Origin of the sequence: Enteractinococcus helveticum (genome assembly GCF_001657475.1) — a bacterium.
Classification (GTDB): domain Bacteria; phylum Actinomycetota; class Actinomycetes; order Actinomycetales; family Micrococcaceae; genus Yaniella; species Yaniella helvetica.
The window spans coordinates 418,683-442,960 of sequence record NZ_LXEY01000022.1; the positions used below are offsets into that span (position 1 = coordinate 418,683).

Sequence of the window (24,278 nt, forward strand, 5' to 3'; positions counted from 1 at the left end):
ATAGGGAACTACCGTGAGTTTCGGACAAGGATTCGGTGGCATTTTTGGCCGCCCGGATGATCCTTCCGGTGGCTCTGACGATTCCGGCGGGTCGAACCGCGGATTTGGTTTTTCGTCAGGCAACGGAGGCTCAGGAGACGACGACAAGTCACGACCGGCGGGCGCGGGTTCGCGCCGTCCAGGTGCACTACTACTGACACTGATTATTCTTGGTGTTCTGGTAGTACTATTCGTGCTGTTCGCCATGGTGTACACCGAGGTGTTGTGGTTCAACCAAGTGGGGTACCAGAACGTCTTCTGGACCGAACACTTCACCAAGGCCATATTATTTGTCCTTGCCGGTGTGGTCATGGCTGTGATCACCTGGCTGGCATTGCACCTGGCATATAAACACCGGCCCAAAAACCTGGCCGGTCAGCTGCGTCAGAACGTCGAACAGTACCAGAAACAGCTGGAACCAATCCGCCGTCTGGTCTTTATCGGTGCTCCGATTCTGATTGGTTTCTTCGCCGGAACCGCGGCAATGAACGGTTGGGAGCAGGTACTGCTGTTCTTCAACCAGGTGCCCTACGGCATGGAAGATCCAGAATTCGGCATGGATCTCACCTTCTACATGGCCACCCTGCCACTGCTGAGCACCATCATTTCGTTTTTGACTTCGGTTGTGCTGGTTGCCGGTATTGCCGGCATCATCGTGCACTACCTCTACGGCGGTATCCGCATTGAAGACGGTACGGGCATCACGGTGGAACGTGCCGCACGCTTCCACATTTTGATCTTCGCTTCCCTGTACATGCTGCTGCAGGGTGGGCGCTACTGGCTCAACCGCTACGAAACTCTGCAGGATCAATCCGGTAATTGGGCCGGTGCGCTGTACACGGATGTCAACGCCGTCATTCCGACGTCGACCATCCTGGCCATCGCTGCCATCCTGGTCATCGGGCTGTTCATCGCCACCATGGTCAACGGCCGCTGGCGCTTGTCGATCATCGGTGTAGCCGGATTTATTGTTGCCGCGCTGATCGCCGGATCAATTTATCCGTTCTTGATTCAGGAATACCGGGTCGCGCCAACCGAGCAGACCATGGAAGCCCCATATATTGAACGCAACATCCAATACACTCGCGAGGGCTACGACGTCGCCGACGTCGAATACACTCCCTACGCGGGCGAAACCGAAACCGAACGTGGTGCACTCAGTGGCGATGGAGCAACCACCGCCAACGTGCGCTTGATGGACCCCAACCTGTTGTCCCAGACCTTCGGTCAGCTGCAGCAGTTCCGTCCGTACTACTCGTTCCCCGAGATCTTGCACGTGGACCGCTATGAAATCGACGGCGAGGTTCGTGACACGGTTCTGGCAGCCCGTGAAATTAACCCACCCGGGGATGATTCCTGGGTCAACCAGCACGTGATTTACACCCACGGCTATGGTCTAGTCGTTGCCGACGCATCAGAAGTTGGCGGCGGTGGCCGTCCGTCCTTCCTCTTATCAGGTATTCCAACCTCGGGTGTGCTGGCCTCCGAAGAGGACTACGAACCACGCATTTACTTCGGTCGCAACGCACCGGAATACTCGGTGGTCGGTAAAGAAGAAGGCGAAGCAGACCGCGAGCGTGACCGCCCGCAGGAAACCGGCTCCGAGCAGGACACCGCATATACCTTCTCTGAAGAGGGTGGCCCATCGATCGGTGGCATGTTCAACCGACTGGCCTACGCGATCAAATTCGGGTCCACTGAACTGTTCCTGTCGCAGGACGTGAACTCGCAGTCGCAGATTCTGTTTGATCGTGACCCGGTCCAGCGTGTGGAAAAGGTTGCCCCGTACCTGTCGGTCGATACCAATACCTACCCGGCGATCGTTGATGGGCGGGTGAAATGGATTGTTGACGGGTACACCACCTCGGATGCCTTCCCATACTCCGACCAGTCCCAATTGGAATCAGCAACCCAGGATGCGCTCAACGTTGACCCCAACCTCATTTTGAGCGGTCAGGTCAACTACATTCGTAACTCGGTCAAGGCCACGGTTGATGCCTATAACGGTGAAGTCGAACTTTACGCGTGGGAACCAGAAGACCCGTTGCTGCAGGCTTGGATGAACGTCTACGACAATACGGTCAAGCCGTACTCCGAGATGTCGGCTGAGTTGATGGATCACGTCCGCTACCCAGAAGACATGTTCAAGGTCCAGCGCGAAATCCTGGCCACTTACCACGTGGATGACGCAGGTGACTTCTACGAAGCAAACGACGCCTGGTCGATCCCGGATGACCCAACCTCGGGCTCCGAAGCCGGCGTGAAGATCCCGGCGTACTACATGACCATGCAGATGCCAGGTCAAGAGCAGCCAGCCTTCCAGCTGACCACCCCGTATATTCCACAGGAACGTGAAGGTGTGGCCCAGCGAAACGTGCTCTACGGCTTCCTGGGTGCGAATGGTGATGCCGGAACCGGCGAGGACGGCGTCAAGGCCGAAAGCTACGGTCACATGCAGATGCTGGAATTGCCACGCCAGACCACAACCCCTGGTCCTGGGCAGGCGCAGAACAACTTCAACTCCGACGACACCGTCTCACGTGAGCTGAACCTGCTGCGGCAGGGCGCATCTGATGTGATCAACGGCAACATGATCACCTTGCCGGTCGCTGAGGGTATCCTCTACGTCCAGCCGGTCTATGTCCGCTCGACGGGTGAAACCTCCTATCCGGTCCTGAGGAAGGTTCTGGTGGCATTCGGTGACAAGGTCGGCTTCGCTGACACCCTGGCCGAATCTCTCGATCAGGTCTTCGAAGGTGAATCCGGTGCTGAAACACCAGAGGAACAGCAAGCCGAAGGCGCACCAGAAGGCGAAGAAGGTCAGGCTGAACCACCAGTGGCCTCTTCACCTGGGGAGCAGCTGACCGAGGCACTCAATGACGCCCGGGATGCCATGGAACGTTCTGACTCCGCAATGGCTGACGGTGACTGGGCAGCCTATGGAGAAGCCCAGGCGGATCTGCAGGACGCTCTAGAGCGCGCACTGGCGGCTGAAGGTGATGAAGCCCCAGCTGAACCAGAAGGTGATGCTGGTAACACTGAAGCTCCAACCCCGGCTGACTAGGGGATATATGGCCGGATGAACTAGTCCTCCGATTTGCATTCCATTTTCGCGGCGTGTACAGTAGAGAAAGACGCCGCGGGGTGGAGCAGTTCGGTAGCTCGTCGGGCTCATAACCCGAAGGCCGCAGGTTCAAATCCTGCCCCCGCAACTGAATAGACAAAGACCCTCGAGGAAACTCGGGGGTCTTTGCGTTTGCCACAACAGATCCAAAGAACCGCGGCCTGCTTATTCGGATGCCCGACAGCTGCGGAACCAGGGGTATCGAAGCTGGACGAATATCAGGATCTGTCAGAGATTCGCACTCGCATGACCGAACTTGCCGATAACCAGCTGCACAACACACGTATACCGGTCGGCCGAACCTTCAGCGTCGACGCTGCACCGGGCGATGCGTGGGTTCACAGCGGCGCGGTAGGTCGCGTGAACACCGCGCAATTACTTCCCGATGACTTCACCGGTGAAATCCCGAAGGACTCGAACGGCTCAGCGGCGATCTGACCGCAAACTAAGTCGGTCCATTGATGCGACGACTGCGACGTTTTGGCCACTTACTTATGACACAGTGGACATATTGCCAGGATGCGGGATATTTTCAGCAACCGTCAGGAAAATATCGTGGTAACACCCAGATACCTGTACCAAAATAGAGCTGACATGAAAGGACGATAATGCACGAGACTAAGCCTTCACAACCGGAGCACAACAACCCGTCGGATCGATACAACGCCTCATCCGCCGATGCAGGCGACACTGCTCCGCCACCACCGCCTCCGTCTCAGCACGCGTTCGACCCGCAGCCTGATCCCAAACCCCATAATGCTGAACCGCGCTCCAAGAGCCGCTTTGGGTGGCCAGTTTTAGCCACCTCCGTCGTGCTCGCCGGTTTGCTTGGCGGCGGTGCTGGGGGACTAGCAGTGCATTATCTCGACGACGGCGCACCGACCGCATCTAACGAACTCCGAGACTCTGAACAGTTCAACCGCACAGATAACGTCACCGCCACTACAGAAGCCGCTGCCGTAGCTTCGCCATCGGTGGTGACCCTTTCGGTCGGTGGTGAACAAGCCGAGGGCTCCGGTTCCGGCATTATCCTGGACGACCAGGGCCACATCCTGACCAACACCCACGTGGTCACCCTGGGCGGGCAAACGGCCGCTGCCAGTGTGATGGTCCAAACCCATGACGGCGAAGTGTATGAGGCCGAGGTGGTAGGCCTTGATCCGATGTCGGACCTGGCCGTGATCAAAATTGAGGCCGAAGGTCTTGAGCCCATGGAAATGGGTAGCACCGAAAACCTCAATGTCGGCGACCAGGCCGTAGCCATTGGCGCGCCGCTGGGCCTGTCTGGCACTGTGACCGAGGGTATCATTTCGAATCTTGATCGCACCATCTCGGTGGCCTCATCTGCGGCACCCGAGGAACAGGAAGCTCCGCAAGAGGAGAACCCTTTTGAATTCCGGCTCCCAGACAATACCGAGGCACCTGCTGCCCAGGGACAGATTCATCTCAACGTCATTCAGTCCGACGCCGCTATCAACCCGGGCAACTCAGGTGGTGCCCTGGTTGATCAAGAGGGCCGTCTCATTGGGATCAACGTGGCCATAGCTACTCGTACTGAGGGCAACGTGGGCCTCGGCTTTGCCATTCCGGTGGAATACGCCCAGCGTGTGGCGCAGGAGCTGATCGAAAACGGTGAAGTCTCCCACGGGGTGCTCGGTGTCACGATCGTGCCGACTGCTCAAGGCAATATCTCCTCGGGCGCTCAAATTGTCGAGGTGGTGGAAGATGGCCCGGCTGCCGGAACCCAACTCCAGCCCGATGACGTGATTACCGCGGTCAATGGCCAACCCGTCATGGATCCTGGCTCGCTGTCGGCCACTGTGCGGGAATACCCCGGCGGCACAGATGTGGAACTGACCGTAGTCCGTGACGGTGAAGAGCTGACTGAAACGGTCACCTTGGGCTCCATGAACTAGGGCTACACTATAAGGCGTGCTCAACCAACCTGTCTTTGCCGCTGACCTTGTCCAAAAGTCCAACATCACCCGTGCGTTGGCTATCGCTGCGCACCCGGATGATATCGATTTCGGGGCCGCCGCCACGATCGCGGCCTTGACCGACGCAGGCGTAGAGGTCACCTATTGTTTGGTGACCTCAGGTGATGCTGGCGGATTCGAGCTGGACCATTCGCGCGAAGCGATGATCGCCCGTCGCGAGCAGGAACAACGCGCTGCGGCCGCCGTCGTGGGGGTCTCTGAGGTGCGCTATCTCAAACATCTTGATGGGTACGTTGAACCCACCCACGAATTGATGGCGCAACTGGTTCAAGTCATGCGTGAAGTCCAGCCCGACGTCGTCATTACGCAACACCCGCAGCGCCACTGGGATCGGCTCCAGGCCTCACATCCCGACCATCTGGCGGTGGGGGAGGCGACGGTTCGTGCGATCTATCCGGCCGTGGAAAACCCCTTTGCCTACCCTGAATTAGCCCATCTGCCGGCGTTTCGCATCGGGCAACTGTGGATGATGGCGGCCCCGTCGCAGCTGGCGAATCTTGCCGTGGATGTCACCGAGTATGTTGAGCGCAAGCTTGAAGCACTTCACGTGCATGCCTCCCAGCACCCGGACCCGGAGTTTATGGATCATCGGGTGCGCACCGCGCTGCAAGAGTGCCACCCCGTGCCAGGGCGTGGTGCCGAAGTTTTTCACGTGGTCGCGGTCAATGATCAGACGACGTTTGCTGGGTTCTAGCCCGGTGCAGCCCGGACGCGCCGGATTCTGCTGGCGCGTCCGGGCTGACTGCTACTGCTCGAGTGGCATTTCGACCAGGGCGGTACTGGACGGCGTTTCGGAACCGGTTTCTGGTTCGACGGTAATCCACAACAGCTCATAGTTGTTTACGCCGCGAAATTGGACCTCACCGTTTTCCAGTTGCTGGGCGGTGTAGGTGCCCACGGAGACCACCGAGCCGCCGGGTTCTTCAAACAGCCACACCTGATAGCGCTGGTCTTCTTCCAGCTCTGTTACGTCACTAAACGACAGGTAGGCCACATCTTCTTCAGTCGAGAAGTGTCCGGTGACCGAGGCGCCGTCCATGGTTGCCGAAACGCTGGTCTGGTCGTCGGCATTGTCCACGGCACTGCGGATGCGCTGGTCGCCGGTATTCAAAAAGATGACGGCGACGATGACCGCAATGATCAACACCGCTCCGACCACGATGAACATCGCCCGGCTGCGGCGTTGCTGGTCGGGATCTTCCTCGACCTCATACTCATCCACGGTTTCGATAAACCCAATGCCAACATTTTGTTCGGGCAATTGCTCAAGCACCGAGTCCAACAGGTTGGCCGGTGGGTGGGCTGCGACCCGGCGATACGCCCAGGTGAGCATCCGTTGAAATAGTGCGGTGCGGGCACGCAACTGGGCGGCGATTTCCCGATCCTGGCGATTGATCCAGGCCTCCACCGCCACGGCGTTGTCGTCATCCAGCGCCTGCAGCGCATTGAGCGTGGCTAGTTCGGTGCCGAGGCCCACGTGCAGATCAGTTTCGACGTCGTCGGAGAACGCAGCTGTTTGCCCGCCGGACGACGATAGGGTGCCGGTCACCCGAGTGGCCAGCAGTGGATCGGAATCCGCCGAGGTGCTGCCGGTGATTTCCGACAGGTAGTGACGGGTCAACCGCACCGCAGCATCGCGCAGCCGGGACTTCAGCGTCGGCAGGGCGACGTCGAGTTCTACGGCTGCCTCTTCGACCGTGCGCCCGCCCAACCAGACGGTGGTCAGTGCTAAGGCTTGGGCCTGCGTGAGTGGTTCAAGTTCGCTCAAGCGAGCGGCAATCGCACGCATGCGATCCACATCGCCCTCCGAGGTGGCATCGGGGCGGTGGTAGCGCCCGGTTTGTTGGGCAATGGAATTGATCCAGGCGACCACCGTGCGGTCGCGGGCCAGTTCATCGGCGTGGTCGACGTTGAAGTCGAACGTGAAATGCGGGGCCTGGCGCCATAGCGTGACATAGGCGTCAGTCGTGGCTTGCAGTGCGTCGTCCTCGGCTGGGAATAGTGCGGTGAGCATGCCAAAGACCTGCGGCGAGGTCAGATCGTACAGTGCCGCAAAGGCGGCGGAGTCGTTGTCGCCGGATTGGAACAGTAATTGCGCTGGGCCAGGAGTGTGTGTTTCCATCACGTCTTAGCTTAGTAACTGCATTGTGTTCGTGCTGGCTCGGCGCGCCCTAGCGTGGCGAACTGCCCGCGAAATCATACTGGCGCCACGCCTCATACAGCGCAATTGAGGCCGAATTGGCCAGGTTCAGTGAGCGCCGCCCGGATTGCATCGGCAAATAAACGGTTTCGGTGATCATCGGATCGTTGAGCACTTCGTCAGGCAGGCCAACGGATTCCTGGCCGAATAGCAGCACATCGTGGGGCCGATAGGCCACCTCGTCGTAGCGCGCCTTCCCGGTACCAGTGAATGCGAACACGCGTTCGGGTGCCAGGGCGTCGAACGCTGCGGCAAGATCTTTGTGGACGGTGACCACGGCCAGATCGTGGTAGTCCAGACCGGCCCGGCGCAGGTGGGCGTCGTCGAAATTAAAGCCCAGCGGTTCAACCAGGTGCAATTCGGCCCCGGTGATTGCGGCAAGCCGGATCGCGTTGCCCGTATTGCCCGGGATTTCTGGGGTGTGGAACACCAGCCGGAAGCCCGGGTTGGTGGGGTCGGTGGATTTGGGCGCGGTGTGGTGTGGATTCTGTGTCATAGTTTGGCGATGAGTTGTCCCATGGCGGCCCGGTCGACCACATTGTGATTGCCGGTACCGATAAACAGTTTGATATTGCGAACAGCATCCATCATGGACGCCGGTGCCTCGGTGAGACCAAGCGTATTGAGCGCATCGGGCGCCTGGATCGTCGGGGCGTGTGGATTGGTAGAAAACACGACGTCGAACCCACCGACTTCAAAATTGGGCAGCAGTCTTTGCAGACCCAGCACGGCCTCGGTCAGATCCGGCAGCTCAATGCGTTTGCGTCCAAGCAGGTGTGTCCCATTGAACTGATAAACATCCGGTGGGGCATGCTGGACGCCGAACACCGCCACTTTCGAACCGCCCAGTACCACGGTGTCCAAGACGAGTTTGCGGTCCAGTTTGACCCCGTGGAAAATGCGGACGGCGGGCAATGCACCGTAGACTCGCGACTGCAAGACCTCGGAAAGCCGAGCGTGCAGCGAACGCTGTTTTCGACCGAAAAAACCGCCCGGAATAGCACCGTGCACGACCTGTTGGGCCAAGAGCGAATCCACATTTATGGGCGGGTTGGTCGCGGTGCGGATGGGTCCATCGGCCAAGGGTGGGATGAAGCGGACCGGTTCGGGGGTCGTCTTGGGTGCCGACGTCGTGGGGCGGCGGGGTTTCCGCTTCGGACTCGATTGCGGGACGGAATCAAGTTGGGAAAGTTGTTTCCACGCTTTGGAGATTTCGTCGAAGCGCGCTGCGTCACCACCGCGATCCGGGTGATGTTGTTTCACCAACGCCAAATACGCCCGCCGGATCTGTCGCTTGGACGCCGAACGGTTGACCCCCAGCACGTGATAGGGGTCGAATTGGTTACTGCGATTGTCTGGCACGGGCCATATTCTACCCGTGCTGTTCTAAACTAGAGGACATGTCCCGGATATATCTTGACCACGCCGCAACCACCCCGGTGCGCCCCGCCGCGCTCGACGCTTTTGTCGCGCAGGCTCAACGCATCGGGAATGCCGCTGCCCTGCATTCTGCCGGGCGCTCGGTCAAACTCCAGGTCGCTGACGCTCGGGATCGCCTTGCGGCTACGCTGGGCGCACACCCCAGCGAGATCATCTTCACCTCGGGTGGCACCGAAGCCGATAACCTAGGCATCAAAGGCCTCTACCTGGCCAACCGGGCGGCCGATGAGACCAAGAACGTCGTCATTGCTACCGGCATTGAACACCCGGCCGTAACCGATTCGCTGCAATGGCTGGAAACCCACGAGGGAGCCCAGCTGGTGGTGGTCGAGGTTGATGCAGAAGGCTTTGTTGATCTCGACGCCTGGCGCGCCGCACTGGAAACTCACCGTGGCCGGATTGCCCTGGCCACCTTGATGTGGGCCAATAACGAAATCGGGACCATCCAGCCCATTGCCCAGGTCGCCGAGCTGTGCGCAGCCGAGCAGGTGGACTTCCACGTTGACGCCGTTCAAGCCTTCGGTGCCATCGATGCAACCTTTGTCCCCGGAATCACCACCATGGCGATCTCGGGGCATAAAATTGGTGCGCCCGTGGGCATTGGCGCGCTGTTGGTACGCCGTGATGCCAAACCGCTGCCGGTGCTGCACGGTGGGGGACAGGAACGCGATATCCGCTCGGGCACCACGGCCGATGCGCTCATCGTGGCCTTTGCCGCAGCCGCCGAAGAGGCCACCGCGAATTTAGCCGAAGAATCCGCGCGCCTGGCCGGGCTGCGCGACCAATTGATCGCCGCCGTGACAGCACAGATTCCCGAGGCCAAACTTCAGGGACCTGCCGATGGAAAATATCGGCTGCCAACGAACGTGCACTTTTCCTTTGCTCAAGCCGAGGGTGACTCGTTATTATTTGGGTTAGACATGGCAGGTATTGAGTCCTCCACGGGTTCGGCCTGCAATGCAGGAGTCTCACGGCCCTCGCAGGTTATTTTGGCCACCGGTCAGGATGAGGCCGCGGCCCGATCCACCCAGCGGTTCTCCTTAGGCCACACGACGACGCAAACAGATATCGACGCGGTCATAGCCACGCTGCCGGGGATTTACCAGGCGGCTGCGAAGGCCGGGATGACAGCCCAAACATCCTCGATTCGCACGGCAAACTCCCACCGCTAACGAAAGAGAAGTTTTTATGAAAAAGTTGAAGGTTTTGGCAGCAATGTCGGGCGGTGTCGACTCGGCTGTGGCCGCCGCACGTGCCGTTGACGCCGGCCACGACGTCGTCGGTGTCCACCTCGCACTGTCTCGCATGCCCGGCACCCTGCGTACCGGTTCACGCGGCTGCTGCACCATTGAAGATGCCTCGGACGCCTGGCGCGCCTGCGAAAAACTGGGCATCCCGTACTACACCTGGGACTTCTCCGAGCGCTTCCAAGAAGAAGTGGTCGAAGACTTCATCGAAGAATACGCCGCCGGGCGCACCCCGAATCCGTGCATGCGCTGTAACGAACGCATCAAATTCGCCGCCCTGCTGGAACGCGCCCTAGCGCTGGGCTTCGACGCCGTCGTCACCGGCCACTACGCCAAGGTCATTGAAAACGACAACGGCGATCTGGAACTACACCGCGCTGCCGACGACGCCAAGGACCAGTCCTATGTCCTAGGTGTCCTCACCGCCGAACAGCTCAAGCACTCGATGTTCCCACTGGGCGACACCCCGTCAAAAGAAATGGTGCGTGCAGAAGCCGCCGAGCGTGGCCTGTCGGTTGCCCAGAAACCCGACTCGCATGACATCTGCTTCATCCCCGACGGCGACACCCGCGGTTGGCTGGAAGAAAAGATCGACATGACCCAAGGCGCGATCGTTGACACCCAAGGCGATCAGGTCGGCACCCACCCGGGCGCGCAGGCCTTCACCATCGGGCAGCGTCGCGGCCTAGCCATTGGCAAACCTGCTGAGGACGGCAAACCCCGCTTCGTATTAGAAATCCGGCCCAAAGAAAACACCGTCGTCGTCGGCTCGCGCGACATGCTGGCCGTGGACCGCATCACCGGTATCCGACCCTCCTGGGCCGGGGCCCCGATAGCCGAAGAAGCCACCGGTAAATGGTTCAACTGCCACGTCCAGGTCCGCGCCCACGCCGAACCCGTACCAGGCCGCGCCCGCGTCACCACCGGAGACGTTGACGGCGCCACCGACGTCGTATGGGAAATGGAACTTGACGAGACCATTCAGGGCGTTGCCCCAGGTCAGACGGCCGTCTTATACCAGGGCACCCGTGTGTTGGGCCAGGTAACGATCCACAAGTCAATCAACGCGCAGCGCTTGGCACACGTCTAGACTAGGAACCATGACTTACGATTCCACGGCGTCGTCACTGACGGGCACCACCGATCCGGCCATCCTGGATGAACTCCTATCCATCCGCTCCAGCATCGACAACATCGATGCCACCCTGGTGTATCTATTAGCCGAACGCTTCAAATGCACCCAAAAAGTTGGCCAACTCAAAGCCCGCCACAACCTGCCCCCATCCGATCCGGAACGGGAAAAAGCACAAATCACCCGGCTACATGAACTCAGCCGCGACGCCGATCTCGACCCGGCCTTCGCCGAGAAGTTTCTGAACTTCATCATCGAAGAAGTCATCCGCCACCACAAAGCCATCTCGCAGGAGCAACGGTGACCCACCCTCTCGGGGTGGTTGATGGCACATTTGCCGGCACCGACCCGCATGCGGTCTATGCCCTGCAGCTCAACGAGCTTGGTGCACCCCATATCCCCGCGCTGGTTGAACTGCCCGACGTCGGCCCCCACGCCAACGGTCTTGGCAAAGTTATTGCCAACCTCGGTATGCCCTTCGAATTGCGCCCCTACGGGTGGCAATTGCAGCGCGGTGAGCGTCGCAACGCCGCTATTCAATTGCGCGTCGTATCGCACCGCAACTCCATCATTCAGGCCATGGCCGATATCGCTGCCGACGACGACGTCCCCGCCGTTTCCGTACGCCTGCTTGGACCCGTGAGCTTACTGGTTGACGCAATGTTGCCATCTGGGCAGCGAATTCTGCGCGATGCCGGAGCGCGAACCGACGTGGCTGCGGCCTGGGCCGAAGGTGCTAGCGATTTGATCGCTCGAATTCACAGTGTGCTTGGTGCACGAGTCAGCTTATTCGTGCAGGAGCATCGCGCTGACGACGTCGTCAACGGCACCATTCGTTCGGCATCTGGTGCAGATATTGAACGTGCCGTAGATATCAGTGAGATTCGATCCTACTGGGAACAGGCCGCAGAACTCGATGCTGAAGTATTTTTCGAAACTCCCGTTGCATTACTCGCCGATGCCGCGCAGGTCGGCTCCGTTGCATTGCACTGGCCAGTGGGCCGAAGCAATCAAACGGAACAAACCTGGGAACTCATTGACAGACTTCTCAGCGCAGACAACCCGGTTGCCTTACATCTGCAACGACGGCGAGATGCCGAGCGCTATGCCGAAGAACTGATTCAGCAGTATCTCGACTGGGGTTTAGACCCCGCGAACCTTGAACATGTGCGACTCGTGTATCAGTTCAACTTAGAAACCGAAGTTGCTGTTGGTTCCGGTCTTGAAGCATTGCGCACTATCGCCGGCCACGCCGGAGGATACGCCAGCAGCCTCTAGCCTCGTTTTTGATTCGCATCGATAGCACTACCTCTGCGCAAGATCGCCGAGGTAGTGCTTTTTTACTGCCTAACCCATCACCGCTGCTACCTGGAACGTGTTAACCGGGGACGAGAGCCTGAAAGCCTGGGCACACGGCACCACCGATATCGACAACGCCATCACCCTATGCGCACTCCACCAGGCCGCGGTCCACAACGGCAAATGGACGATCCACACCATCAACGGCACCCACTTCTTCCAACCCGCACCCTGGTTAGACCCCACCCAACCACTGCTACGCAACATGTACTGGGCGATATAACAACTCCTGTGGTTTGAAATTTTTTATAACCGGCCAGCAGCCTTCAATCGCAAGTAAGCATCTCCTACGGCCAACGGTAGATCAGCAGGTTGGGCCTCGATAACCTCAGCCCCATAACGATTCAGCAACTGAACCATCTTCCGATTCCGCTGTTTCTGAGCCTCAGCACTTGCTGCAATATACACCTCATCAGAAGTGGTGCGCTGGGTCGCCATGTCTTCGAGTTCCGGATCAGCCACTGCGGCAATGAGCACCACATGATGACGCGTCAGAATCGGCAAGATTGGGATCAGGCCCTCTTCGATTGCAGCCGAATCCAACGGGGTGACCAGCACAACCAACGCCCGTTGCCGCGTGATCTTGGAAACTTCAGGCGGAAGAATCGTCCAATCTGCTGCCAGCAGGCGAGGAAACACTTTGGCCAGTGCCGTAGCCATGCGATGCAGCAGGTGACCTTTTTCCTCAGAGGAAGACCGAGCGCGAATGGACTGGTCCATCGTCAAGAGATCTACTCGATCACCCCCAGCATGAGCCAAAGCAGAAATGAACAGTGCTGCCTCAATACCTGCATCGAATCGCGTTTCATCACCAACACGAGCAGCAGAGGCCCGCGAGGAATCCAGCACCACAACAACCCGACGATCACGTTCAGGACGATAGGTACGGACAATCAGGCCGTCCGATCGAGCAGAAGCCCGCCAGTCAATGGTGCGCACGTCGTCACCACGCACATACTCACGCAATGCATCGAACTCATGTCCAGCGCCCGGACGGTGGACGGCAGATCGTCCCTCAATCTCACGCAGCTGTTGGATACGAGACGGCAAGTGCCGACGCGACCGAAACGGCGGAACGACGGTGACTTCACCCTCGTGGTGATGCGTGTGTTGCCGACCACCAAGACCAAGCGGACCATAGGTACGAATCGTCAGCTTGCGTGTGCGGACGGTGCCGCGTCGGTTCGGCGTCAGTATTGTCGTGAAGCGTTGTGTGGCATTGGGATCCAGATGGAGCCGTTGTTCCGGTTGGGTGTCGTGGGCAGACGGCTGCCATCCGTCGCGAACCAGTCCACGCATGACACGAGCTGTGTGGTTGGTTATTTCTACCCACACCTCCACTGGCTCCTCCAATCTGACCGGTGTATTGTCGCTGCGTCGGATCATGACCGCACGCGGGGAGGGCGTGAGCCACAGGTCGATGCCCAGCACGACGACAAATACGCCCAGCAGTGCAAAGATCGTGCCCCAGCTGGGCCACAGAATCATCGGAATGAACCCGGCCAGGGCGAGCAGAACACAACGGAAAGAAATAAACATTAACGTGGCACCGACACAGTAGCGATCAGACCGGTCAAAACCTGGTCGATGCTGACCCCGTCCATCTCGGCTTCTGGTCGCAGCGACACACGGTGGCGCAAGCAAGGTAACAGGAGTGCTTGAACGTCGTCGGGGGTAATGAAATCCCGACCGACCAGCCAAGCCCAGGCCTTTGCGGTCTTCATCAGCGCGGTGGACCCACGCGGTGACACGCCCATTTGGAAGGAGGGCGAATTTCGGGTCGCATGGATCAGCTCAACGATGTACCGCAACACCTCGGGGGAGGTCTTCACCTGAGCGATTTCTGCGCGAGCAGCCGCGATCGTGTCGGCGTCCGCGACAGCTTTCAGGCCAGCCTGGACCAGATCCGTGGGACGGAAACCGGTTGCGTGCCGATGCAGAATTTGTAGTTCTTCTTCGGGCGAGGGGAGATCGAGTTTGACCTTGAGCATGAAGCGATCCAGCTGGGCCTCGGGCAGGGGATAGGTGCCCTCGTATTCGATCGGGTTCTGGGTGGCAATGACCATAAACGGTTCGGGCAAGGGATAGGTAGTGCCATCCACAGAGACCTGATGTTCCTCCATGGCCTCCAGCAGCGCGGCCTGAGTTTTTGGTGGGGTGCGGTTGATTTCATCGGCCAACATCAGGTTGGTAAATACCGGCCCCTCGCGGAAGCGGAACTCGGCGGTGGAGGCGTCATAAATCAACGACCCGGTCACATCACCGGGCATCAGGTCCGGAGTAAATTGGACACGCGAGTTGTTCAGGTCCATGGCCTGGGACAGGCTACGCACCAGCAGGGTTTTGGCCACACCGGGCACGCCTTCTAACAGGACGTGTCCTTCGGCAAGTAACCCAATCAACAGCGAGGTTACGGCGTGGTCTTGCCCGACGACGGCTTTGGCGACCTCAGTTCGGACGTCGTTGAGGGCGGGACGGGCGGTGGTGTTCACGAGGACTCCTTTGTTGGCGCGCTGACGCGGTCGCGCACCTGGTGTTCGAGGTCTTGTAGCTGATTGGCCCAGGCGACGAGTTGCTGTGTGCTCAGCTCGCTGGTGGGCGGGGTGTAGAGCTGTTGCAGCTCGGGCCGGGAGGCGTTCAACTGCACGGCGGTTTCATTTAGGATCGCATCGGAGGAGGCCTGGGCACCTAGGCGCAGGAGCCGAGCCAGCCGGGCAAGCGATGCCTGTTGGAGTGTGACCAGGGCATGATACCGCTGGTGAGTTTTGGCATACATTCGCCCGCGGCCCACTGTGGTTTCGGCTGCCGGGACTTCTGCTGGGAGTGGCTCAACGATCACGGGGCCGGTGCGTCGCCCACGGTAGAGCAACCAAATACCTGTGACGATGACCGCCCAGACAATACCCATCCGAGCCCAGTCGGGCAACTGGACCGGCGAGAGCTGGCCGTCGGTGTCCGGGTCGAACTGGAAGTCGGGTTGAAACCAGATCACGGTGTCTGATTGCCCCAGCGACCACAGCGCTAATGTTGCCGTGCCGTTGTCATACAGACCGGCGTTGGACAGCATGCGCCAGTCGGCAAAAATAATTGAGCCTTCGGGGCTCTGGGCAAATGCGTAGGCCGGATCCGCCTGGCCGGTGGATTCATCGACGACGGCGAAACAACCGTGGGCGTCGTCATCGATGACCACGCCCTGTCGAACAGCACCGATGGACCCGGCCTCCTGGGCTGCGGGCAGACGACAACTCTGGTCTGCTTCCAGGTTGTCTATGAAACCCAGGGTGCGGGTCTCATAGACGCCGTCGATGAGGTCTAGCTGTTGGGTGGCGGTGACTCCCGCGAACACCCGCTGGTCTGCCGGGACCAGTTCGGCCAGTTCGCTCAGGCGCTCGTAGGATGCGGTGGCCATGGCCTGGTACTTATCGTGAAACAGGACCGTGGCATCGGGATTGCGCTGCAGTTCCGAGCGTAACTGGGTCATGGACTGGGCTGGGTGTACGGCAATGCCGTGGTCGCTGAGCACACTGGTCAGCGCTGCGGCGCCGTCGTTGGTTTGATCGTCAACGCCCAGGCTGCCATCGGTGCGGGCAGGCTGCATTGAGATCCAGACCATGACGGCCAACCAGATGGCAACGATCAGCGCTATGACCAGCACAAGCCCGGTCTTGCGGCGAGTTTTGGTCATCGAGGCATCAACCTGACCGGGTTGTCGTGTGGGTGTGTTGCGCTTGGTTGGGCGGCGGCGACGGTTTGGGCCAGGGTGATCATGGTGCTCGTGGCCTCACGAGTTGGGATCGCACTGCCGTAACTGATCTCGTTGAACTGCTCCGAGGCCTCATGAATCGGGATGCGGTAGGAGGGCAATACACTGCCCAGCGACCAGCCAAACACAGTCGCGGTGGTTGCCGGGGTGACCTCAATAAGCTCCCGTTCCGCAGCCGAGCGCACCATGGACCGGTACGCCTGTAAATAGGCTTGGTCCAGTTGTTCGCTGGCCAGCAGTTGGCGGGCCTGGTCGAGGTACTGGGTCGCAGAAACACTGGGGTCAACCAGCTGGGCCTCGGCTTGGGTCGCGCCGGAGACTGATGGTCGGAAAAAGCGGATCAATAAAATCACCAGGATGACGACGGCGAGCACGAGGAATACCTGAATGATGACGCTACCGGCTCCGGAGGCATCGACGTTGAGTTGCATGGCATCGCTAAGCCATTGCAGCACACGTTCCCACCAGCTCATCGCAGCAGGGTCGACGTCATAGGAATCGATACGATCATTTAGTAGCCGTCGAGCGTCGTCGTCATCGGGCGTCCAGGGGATGGACGTCATGCACGCGGCCCCGGTGGGTTGGGTGGAGCTTGCGGTGGACCGGATGGGTCAGCCGGACCGGTTGGGCCAGCATATGGCGGGTATTGCGTTGGCGGGTAACCGCCGCCGGGTTGGGTGGATGCGGCTGAGGCGAATCGACCGGGAACCAGGTCGTCGGTTTCGTCGTTGGACGATAGTCCTTGTTGCCCGGAAGTGTCGAAACGATCGGCAACGGAACCAGTGGCGCGCTGGGCGGCCAGCTGTTGGAAGTGGATGCCCAGGCCTTCTTTGCGGAAGCGGTAATCGTAGTAGAACATGATCGAGATCAACAGACCCATGTTGGTTACGATGAACCCGACCAGCGAGCTGACCGCGGTAATGATGAGGTTGGTGATCAGCATTGAGGTGAGCAGTTGTCCCTCGGTTCCAGCCGACATCAACACAAAGCTGCCCAGGAAGGACAGCGGACCGGTGATCACAACGGATACGAAGCCCAAGATGATGCCAAACAGCAACGCTATGCCCAACGTACGCCAGAAATAGCCGCGGGTCAGTCCCCAGGAGCGACGAAGCGCTGCGAAAATGCCGATATCTTCGACCACCATGGCCGGGATGACCAGGTGCCAGCGAATGGCAAAGAATACCGCTGCGATCGCTGGGAGGATTACCGCCAAGAGAAATCCAAAAATTGCCGCAGCGATAGCTCCGCCGCTGTCAGGTTCCCCACCGGCAAAGACCGCGGCGGCAACCAATACCAGCAGTAGTGCCATCACCAGGTAGATGACGATCACGGCTGCCACCATCAGCGCCAGCAGACCAACAAGTTTGCCCCATTGGCCGCGCAAGAGTCGAAAACCCTGACTCAGTGAGGTCTTCATGTCGATCGCGCCGCGACCCAACATGATCGAATACATGCCCCAGTTAAAGGTTTGACCAACCATCAGAACTAACTGTGACAGCAAGATAGAACCGAAAAACCCGATGCTCCCTCCTGCGGTGAACAGCTGGTCGGCGGTTGCAAACGGATCAGCCATCGTGGCCCCGAAAGACCGTAGTAAGAAGAACTCGCCGGTTGCCGTGATGACAGCCGCAACTGAGCCAAAGATTAAGGCTGCACCGAAAAATAAGCCCGGCGATTTGCGAATCGTGGCGAAAAGTCCTGAGAAGTAATCACCTAACGTCAGCGCGCGCAGGGGTAAGGTGCCCGGTTGCGCGACTGCGGCATAGGGCGACGGGGACCCGTAAGGCGGATACGGTGACGGCTGTGCTGCACCCCCATATGGAGTATTGCTCTGAGGGTTCCAACCGTAGGATCCCGGCTGGTGAGCGCCCGGTTCCTCGTTGGGTGGTGGGGTTGGGCCTTGATAAGACATGGGCTCCTCACAGTGTCGGACAAACCGGGCGTGCAGGTACAGTAATCGTCAACCGGTTACTACAACAGATTCTAACCACGCTTGACCGACAACAGCGATCATTTTTGACGTGATTGGGGGGAATCCCCAATATAAAGCGGGTTCTAGGCTCTTGTCCGGTATGCTTTAGACGGGTAATTAATACGCCAGTAGCGCGGGAAGGAAGCCGGTTGAAGACCAAAATTCTAGTGGTTGACGACGACGAAGCGTTAGCCGAAATGATCGGGATTGTGCTCAGTAACGATGGGTTTGAAACCTATTTTTGTTACGACGGCGCCCAAGCAAACGATATGTATCGCAGCGTTCGTCCCGATTTGGTGCTATTAGACCTTATGCTTCCCGGTAAGGATGGCATCGAGATTTTGCGTGAGCTTCGCAAAGAATCTGACACGCCCGTCGTCATGCTCACCGCCAAGTCTGAAACCGCCGACGTCGTGCGCGGACTCGAAGCCGGTGCCGACGACTATGTGCCAAAACCGTTTAAACCCGCTGAACTGGTGGCACGCGTGCGCGCGCGACTTCGCGAAACCGACACAAAAGACTCCGAAACCTTACAGATCGCAGATCTATCGATCGATGTTGCCGGTCATGAAGTCACACGCGACGGTGTGAATCTGAACCTGACCCCGCTGGAATTTGATCTATTGGTGGAGCTAGCGCGTCGTCCTGGGCAGGTGTTGACCCGTGAAGAGCTGCTCGAAGAGATTTGGGGCTATCGTCATCAGGGCGATGCCCGGTTAGTCAACGTGCACGTGCAGCGACTGCGCGCCAAAGTGGAAAAAGACCCCGATAAACCCGAAGTGATTCTCACCGTACGCGGGGTTGGATACAAAGCCGGCTAGCTTATGTCCACAGACGCCGCTACCCCCACCGAGGAACCACAAGAAGAGCCACGACAAGGCTGGTTCAAACGGTTTCTCGGGATGTTCGACCGGACCCGACGACGCTTCATTCGGGAATGGGACTCCTCGATGGCGCTGCGTACTGCGGTCATTGCCGCGGCCGCAACGATTATCGGATCGCTGTTCTTGGCCTTCTTTTTGACCCAACAGATTACCTCGGGACTGTTTCAGTCTCGCTTTAATCAGGTGCAGGCTGAAGCCAACCACGCGCTGCAACAAACCCGCCAGGTGTTTGAAAATGCTGCGACCGCAGATGAGGATTCCACGACCTCACTGGTTGCCGACACCCTGCGCCAGTTGACCACCGACGATACAGCCTTTGCTCGTGACTTCTTATTGGTTCCCTTAGAAGAAGACAACAGCATGTATGTCGGCTCGATGAGCTCCGGGGGAGCGACTGAACAACTGATCACCGATGAACTGGCCGACCAGGTCGCATCGGGCAACGGTATCTACTACCAGTCCATTGCCCTGCCCGATGCCGGCTCGACCCAGCCCGGTTTAGCCTTTGGCACCCAGGTCGTGCTGCCACCGGGCAACTACTATGCGCTGTATTTCATTTACGACCTAGCTGACGTGCAAGCCACGATCGACTATCTGATGAATGTGCTGCTGGTGGCCGGCGTCGTCTTGGTTTTCATGAACATCGGGATTGCGCTGTGGGTGACTCGCTCGGTTGGCAAGCCCATCCAACAGGCGGCTCAGACGGCGGAATGGTTATCTTCAGGCGACCTTTCGGTGCGGATGGATGTCCAGCGCACCGATGAGATCGGCTCCCTGTCCGAGTCGTTTAATAAGATGGCCGACAATATTCAGGACCAGATCACCCAGTTGGCAGACCTGTCACAAATTCAGCAGCGTTTCGTCTCGGACGTCTCCCACGAACTGCGCACCCCGCTAACCACCGTGGCCATGGCTTCCGAAGTCCTGTATGAGTCCCGCAACGAACTCGACCCGGTGTTGCGGCGCTCCACCGAACTGATGCATCACCAGGTTGAACGCTTCCAAGCACTGTTAGAAGACCTATTAGAAATTTCACGCTTTGACGCCGGTGCTGCCCAGGTTTCCGTTGAAAAGACCGACCTGTTGCACCTGGCCGCCGACGTCGTGCTGACCGCCCAACCGCTGGCCGATAAGACCAACACGCAGCTGTCGATCGTGGCCAAAGGCGATAACTTCACCGCCGACGTCGACTCGCGCCGCATCGAACGCATCCTGCGAAACCTGGTGAATAATGCGATTGAGCACGGCGAATCCAATCCGGTGGATGTCATCCTGGAAGGTGACGACACCTCCGTGTCCATTGTGGTGCGAGACCATGGCATGGGCATGACCGAAGCCCAACTCGAGCACGTTTTCGACCGGTTCTGGCGCGCCGATCCAGCCCGCACCCGGACAACCGGTGGCTCGGGGCTCGGCCTGGCCATCGCCGTCGAAGATACCCGCTTACACAATGGCACTATCGACGTCTGGGCACGTCCTGATCAAGGCTCCTCATTCCGTGTCACCCTGCCGCGTATCTCCGGCACGGTTGTTTCCGGTGAACCGCCACTGAGCCTGCCACCCGAATACGACCGCGCTAAACGCATGTCAGCGCGCGACGTCGATGTTTCTGATAGCCAACCACAGGGCTCAACCGTATTCAATCGCGTCACCGAGCAGCATCTCTACCACCCTCGAAAAGAGCTGCCATGAGGTTGGAGCGGTTGTATAAACTGCTGGTAACCGTGGCTGCCGCTGCCGCGTTGGCTGGATGCGCCAGTCTGCCGCAGTCGGGCCAGGTTGGCGAATCCGACCAACAAGCCGATATTAACCGTGACGTCGCCTATACGTTTAACCCGGCAGGCCCAGCCAATGACGCCACCCCAACGTCGATCATTAACGGGTTCATCCTGGCCGCGACCGGGATCCAGGGCGATTTTTCCACCGCCCGCCAGTTTCTGACCGAATCCGCAGCTCAGCAGTGGGATCCTTACACTCAGACCACGATCTATACTGATCGCCCGATTGTGGATGCCACCGGCGATAATGAGTACACCGTTGAACTGGTCACGGTGGGTTCCCTGGACGACGCCGGCGTGTTAGAACTCGCCGATGACGGAAGCACCCGAAATCACGAGTTCTCGCTGACCCAGGTCGATGGGCAGTGGCGCATTGATCAACTGCCCGATGGGATAAATCTCGACGCTGCACAATTCCGCGCGCTGTTTAATACCCAAACGTTGTACTTCTATGATCCGACCTACACGTACGCGGTCCCGGACGTCCGCTGGATGCTCAACACCGCGGATCAGACGTCAACGCTCGTCACGGCACTTCTGGAAGGACCCGCAGATTACTTGGAAGGCGCCGTCGTCACCGCATTCCCAGCCGGCGCGGAGCTCTACCGCGACACCGTGCCGGTGTCTAGCGGGATCGCCCAGGTAGATTTCACCGATGAAACCCTGCGGGGCATGTCTGAACTGGCTCGACAGCGAATGTATCAACAGCTGGAACTGACCCTGCAACGATATCCCGGGATCTCCGAAGTCAATATGACCCGGGAGCGTTCCAGCTTAGAATTTGATGAACCTGCCCAGGGATTTGTCCCCGCCGCGACGTCGGTCACCACCGGTAACTCACAGGTCGGGATCCACCCAGAAACCAGCCAATTGGTGAGCTATGAGGCCAGCACCATGTCAGCGCTGCCGGGTTTCCCCAACGTGGCGAATCTGGAACCAATTGAACCCACGATCAACCGCGACCGTGACGTCGCTGCATTTCTCAATGCTGATCGCGACACGATGTATGTTGCAAATAATACAAGTGAAGCCTTTGAAGTCGCCACGGGTACCGACCTGATCGCACCCACCATGGACGTGCACGGCTGGGTCTATACGGTGACCGATAAAAACACTATTGTCGCAGCAAACACCAATCGCACCGGCCAAGTTTTGGAGATCATGCATCCGTGGGCTGGACGCGATATCGACATCTTGGCATTACGCATCTCACCGGAAGGCGCCCGCGCTGCCGTCATCGTCCAAATTGAAGAAGGTCCTACTCAACTGTTTGTCACAGGACTCATCCGCGACGACGACTCCCAGCCTCAAGCACTGGGCAATACGTTTCGACTGCAAACCGATGAACCTCCCAACGCGGTGGAGTGGTATTCAAATGCAGAAGTCCTGGCCGGTCGCCTGTCTGAACGAGAACGTGTGGAGCTGGAACTGGTCGGGTTCAGCGGCACATCGATCAACTTCAAACCCATGCTGGGCATGACCAACTTCTCAACTGGCGCCGGCAACATCTACGCCGAAACCCAAGACAATGTCTACCTGCGGGTTGGTAACAACTGGCGAGCCCAGTCCGATGCCCCCACACAACTGTCGTATCCAGGGTAGTTATCCACACTGTCGCCCCGGCACGACCAGCACAGTGCCTGAGTCCGTCATACTCACAGCATGACCGGAATCTTGGATGTATTAGATAGGGTGGCGACGTCATCAGCGGCGAACATGGTGGGCACGGCGTGGCGGGGCATGTTGAATCTCCTGGCACCGAATCCGTGCTCGTTGTGCGTCTGGTCGGATGCGGTGATGCATCAGTTGTGCCAACCGTGTACAAAATTGTTGAAAGAACAGGCGAAACAAATTTTCCAAGCTCAGGATTTCGCCGACGCACTCCCTTTGGATTTGGTAACTGGACAGCCGCTCCCGGTATTTGCGGCATCTTTTTACACGCCAGAGATGGCCAAAGTGTTGCTGAAATTCAAAGACCACCAGCGCATCAAAATTGCTGGATTTCTGCGCCCTATCGTCTATCGAACACTGCACTACGCCAGTGACACGTTGGGCTATTCGTATTATCGGGTGGTACCGATTCCGGCATCGGGAGCCAGCATGAGAAAACGTGGCTATAACCCAGTGCTCACGATGCTGCCACGTCAACTCCCACCCGCATTAAACCTCGATACCGGGCTATTGAAAACACGCTGGCACCTCCTGACTCGAGCGGCACACCACGGCACCGGTGTCCAAATCCGCAGAGAGCAATCCCGCAAGAAATTTCGCGTCTCCACACGACATACCGAACCAGCAGAACCAGTGATTCTGATCGATGATGTCCTCACGACGGGGGCCACACTGGCGGCGAGTGCTCGAACGCTGCAGGCACAGGGATTTGATGTCGTAGCAGCTGTGGTTTTCTCGGCGGTGATGCCCCGCGGCTGAGCAATCCGCCCCTTAGCGGTAGGCAGAATTTCCCAGAATTTCAAGGAATTCAGAGACCAAAACTTATCGTGAAGAGTTCCAACGGGTAACATAATGGGGACCAGCCTCGGCGGCGGAGCAGTAGCTAAACGTTTGTTGTTTCGCCGCTGACTTTATTGCTCTAAGTACACGAGGAGGATTTGATGGCACTTGACATCAATTACCTGGCCCGCGACACAGATCTAACGGAAGATTTCCGCTCGTACGTAGAAGAAAAGTTCGACAAGATCTCGTCATTGACCGAACAAGCTCAGCGTCTGGAGGTCAAACTCGTTTCTCGTGAATCACACACCGGAGCTTCCGGACTGGTGACTGCAGAACTTACCCTGCACTCACCTCGCAACGTGGTTCGTTCGGAAGCCAACGACAACGATAAGCAAATCGCCTTTGACCACGCGTTTGCTCGTCTGCAGGAGCGACTGCGTCGCCTACGCGAACGTGCAAAGGGTGGTCGTCGTCGTCCTTCGGTACAAGAAATCACCCAAAACTTTTCCCCTGTTCCATCAGATGTTTCCCTGGTTGAAGAAGTCCTGGAACAGCAGGCTGCTGAAGCAAAAGAGCAGGCAGCACAAGAACGTCTAGAGCAAAACGGTGACATTCCAGTAACCATTCGTCGCAAGGTCTTCCCGACCCAGAAGATGAACCTGGATGATGCCATCGACAACATGGAGCTGGTCGGACACGACTTCTACCTGTTTATTGATGAAGAAACAGGGCTGCCATCGGTAGCGTACCGTCGTCGTGGTTGGTCCTACGGTGTCATTGCCATGGGCGATGAAGAATCCGAAACTACACGCGATTATCGCCAAGCTGAAGCCTAAAGCTGGATGCTAAAAATGATGCCCCACCGTTTTCGGTGGGGCATCATGTA

The 24,278-nt window shown here is 58.5% G+C and carries 22 protein-coding genes and 1 tRNA gene; 15 read left to right on the top strand and 8 right to left on the bottom strand.

Annotated elements, in window-relative coordinates; translation table 11 throughout:
- Positions 1–13 precede the first annotated feature (13 nt).
- The 5 genes from A6F49_RS14045 (at position 14) to A6F49_RS14065 (ending at position 5,854) form a co-directional block, all read left to right on the top strand.
- On the top strand, positions 14–3,103 hold the full coding sequence (locus A6F49_RS14045; protein ID WP_043058576.1) for a UPF0182 family membrane protein: 3,090 nt from the start codon (positions 14–16) through the stop codon (positions 3,101–3,103).
- A 74-nt stretch (positions 3,104–3,177) separates the two neighbouring features.
- A tRNA-Met gene (locus A6F49_RS14050) sits at positions 3,178–3,251 on the top strand.
- Positions 3,252–3,409: 158 nt separating this feature from the next.
- Complete coding sequence (locus tag A6F49_RS17780; protein ID WP_150119510.1) at positions 3,410–3,601, top strand: hypothetical protein; 192 nt, start codon at positions 3,410–3,412, stop codon at positions 3,599–3,601.
- A gap of 170 nt (positions 3,602–3,771) precedes the next feature.
- Positions 3,772–5,079, top strand: a complete 1,308-nt coding sequence (locus A6F49_RS14060; protein ID WP_052504969.1) for a S1C family serine protease — start codon at positions 3,772–3,774, stop codon at positions 5,077–5,079.
- Positions 5,080–5,095: 16 nt separating this feature from the next.
- Complete coding sequence (locus A6F49_RS14065) at positions 5,096–5,854, top strand: PIG-L deacetylase family protein (RefSeq protein WP_052504968.1); 759 nt, start codon at positions 5,096–5,098, stop codon at positions 5,852–5,854.
- 51 nt (positions 5,855–5,905) lie between these two features.
- On the opposite strand, the gene A6F49_RS14070 is transcribed toward A6F49_RS14065, so the two are convergent.
- The 3 genes from A6F49_RS14070 to A6F49_RS14080 are packed head-to-tail and all read right to left on the bottom strand — an operon-like array spanning position 5,906 to position 8,722.
- A complete protein-coding gene (locus tag A6F49_RS14070) occupies positions 5,906–7,282 on the bottom strand; it encodes an anti-sigma factor domain-containing protein (protein ID WP_043058574.1) in 1,377 nt (458 codons plus the stop codon).
- A 49-nt stretch (positions 7,283–7,331) separates the two neighbouring features.
- Positions 7,332–7,856 (bottom strand): tRNA (cytidine(34)-2'-O)-methyltransferase, encoded by a 525-nt coding sequence (locus A6F49_RS14075; RefSeq protein ID WP_043058573.1) that lies wholly within the window; start codon positions 7,854–7,856, stop codon positions 7,332–7,334.
- Positions 7,853–8,722 (bottom strand): J domain-containing protein, encoded by an 870-nt coding sequence (locus A6F49_RS14080; protein WP_043058572.1) that lies wholly within the window; start codon positions 8,720–8,722, stop codon positions 7,853–7,855. Before A6F49_RS14080 ends, A6F49_RS14075 begins: the two co-directional genes overlap by 4 nt.
- A gap of 38 nt (positions 8,723–8,760) precedes the next feature.
- Between A6F49_RS14080 and A6F49_RS14085 the strand changes: the two genes are divergently transcribed.
- From A6F49_RS14085 to A6F49_RS14105, 5 genes are all read left to right on the top strand, one after another.
- Entirely contained in the window at positions 8,761–9,972 is a 1,212-nt protein-coding gene (locus tag A6F49_RS14085) for a cysteine desulfurase family protein (RefSeq protein ID WP_043058571.1), read from the top strand.
- A gap of 25 nt (positions 9,973–9,997) precedes the next feature.
- On the top strand, positions 9,998–11,137 hold the full coding sequence (gene mnmA / locus A6F49_RS14090; RefSeq protein ID WP_043058890.1) for a tRNA 2-thiouridine(34) synthase MnmA: 1,140 nt from the start codon (positions 9,998–10,000) through the stop codon (positions 11,135–11,137).
- Positions 11,138–11,147: 10 nt separating this feature from the next.
- A complete protein-coding gene (locus A6F49_RS14095) occupies positions 11,148–11,483 on the top strand; it encodes a chorismate mutase (protein ID WP_043058570.1) in 336 nt (111 codons plus the stop codon).
- Positions 11,480–12,457, top strand: coding sequence for a hypothetical protein (locus A6F49_RS14100; protein ID WP_052504967.1), 978 nt, complete (start codon positions 11,480–11,482; stop codon positions 12,455–12,457). Before A6F49_RS14095 ends, A6F49_RS14100 begins: the two co-directional genes overlap by 4 nt.
- Positions 12,458–12,554: 97 nt before the next feature.
- A complete protein-coding gene (locus A6F49_RS14105) occupies positions 12,555–12,761 on the top strand; it encodes a hypothetical protein (protein ID WP_043058569.1) in 207 nt (68 codons plus the stop codon).
- Positions 12,762–12,784: 23 nt separating this feature from the next.
- Here the strand turns inward: A6F49_RS14105 and A6F49_RS14110 are convergent, their stop codons facing one another.
- The 5 genes from A6F49_RS14110 to A6F49_RS14130 are packed head-to-tail and all read right to left on the bottom strand — an operon-like array spanning position 12,785 to position 18,216.
- On the bottom strand, positions 12,785–14,077 hold the full coding sequence (locus A6F49_RS14110) for a DUF58 domain-containing protein (RefSeq protein WP_043058568.1): 1,293 nt from the start codon (positions 14,075–14,077) through the stop codon (positions 12,785–12,787).
- The gene (locus A6F49_RS14115; RefSeq protein ID WP_043058567.1) at positions 14,077–15,030 is read right to left on the bottom strand and encodes an AAA family ATPase; all 954 of its coding nucleotides are present in this window, start codon (positions 15,028–15,030) and stop codon (positions 14,077–14,079) included. The genes A6F49_RS14110 and A6F49_RS14115 overlap by 1 nt, the downstream gene beginning before the upstream one ends.
- Positions 15,027–16,223, bottom strand: coding sequence for a hypothetical protein (locus tag A6F49_RS14120; protein ID WP_043058566.1), 1,197 nt, complete (start codon positions 16,221–16,223; stop codon positions 15,027–15,029). The genes A6F49_RS14115 and A6F49_RS14120 overlap by 4 nt, the downstream gene beginning before the upstream one ends.
- Positions 16,220–16,864, bottom strand: a complete 645-nt coding sequence (locus A6F49_RS14125; protein WP_043058565.1) for a DUF4129 domain-containing protein — start codon at positions 16,862–16,864, stop codon at positions 16,220–16,222. Before A6F49_RS14125 ends, A6F49_RS14120 begins: the two co-directional genes overlap by 4 nt.
- Positions 16,861–18,216: a glycerophosphoryl diester phosphodiesterase membrane domain-containing protein gene (locus tag A6F49_RS14130; protein ID WP_043058564.1), complete on the bottom strand. Its 1,356-nt coding sequence runs from the start codon at positions 18,214–18,216 to the stop codon at positions 16,861–16,863. The genes A6F49_RS14125 and A6F49_RS14130 overlap by 4 nt, the downstream gene beginning before the upstream one ends.
- 209 nt (positions 18,217–18,425) lie before the next feature.
- Here A6F49_RS14130 and mtrA point away from each other — a divergent pair, with 209 nt between their 5' ends.
- The 5 genes from mtrA to hpf all read left to right on the top strand — a co-directional run bounded on the left by mtrA (position 18,426) and on the right by hpf (position 24,228).
- Positions 18,426–19,097: an MtrAB system response regulator MtrA gene (gene mtrA / locus A6F49_RS14135; RefSeq protein WP_043058563.1), complete on the top strand. Its 672-nt coding sequence runs from the start codon at positions 18,426–18,428 to the stop codon at positions 19,095–19,097.
- Between the two features lie 3 nt (positions 19,098–19,100).
- Positions 19,101–20,852 (top strand): MtrAB system histidine kinase MtrB, encoded by a 1,752-nt coding sequence (gene mtrB, locus A6F49_RS14140; RefSeq protein WP_235605004.1) that lies wholly within the window; start codon positions 19,101–19,103, stop codon positions 20,850–20,852.
- Positions 20,849–22,540, top strand: coding sequence for an LpqB family beta-propeller domain-containing protein (locus tag A6F49_RS14145; RefSeq protein ID WP_082911803.1), 1,692 nt, complete (start codon positions 20,849–20,851; stop codon positions 22,538–22,540). The genes mtrB and A6F49_RS14145 overlap by 4 nt, the downstream gene beginning before the upstream one ends.
- A gap of 60 nt (positions 22,541–22,600) precedes the next feature.
- Positions 22,601–23,368 carry a ComF family protein gene (locus A6F49_RS14150; RefSeq protein WP_150119511.1) on the top strand — a complete coding sequence of 256 codons (768 nt, stop codon included), beginning with the start codon at positions 22,601–22,603 and terminating at the stop codon, positions 23,366–23,368.
- A 182-nt stretch (positions 23,369–23,550) separates the two neighbouring features.
- Positions 23,551–24,228, top strand: coding sequence for a ribosome hibernation-promoting factor, HPF/YfiA family (hpf, locus tag A6F49_RS14155; RefSeq protein WP_043058561.1), 678 nt, complete (start codon positions 23,551–23,553; stop codon positions 24,226–24,228).
- Positions 24,229–24,278: the final 50 nt, after the last annotated feature.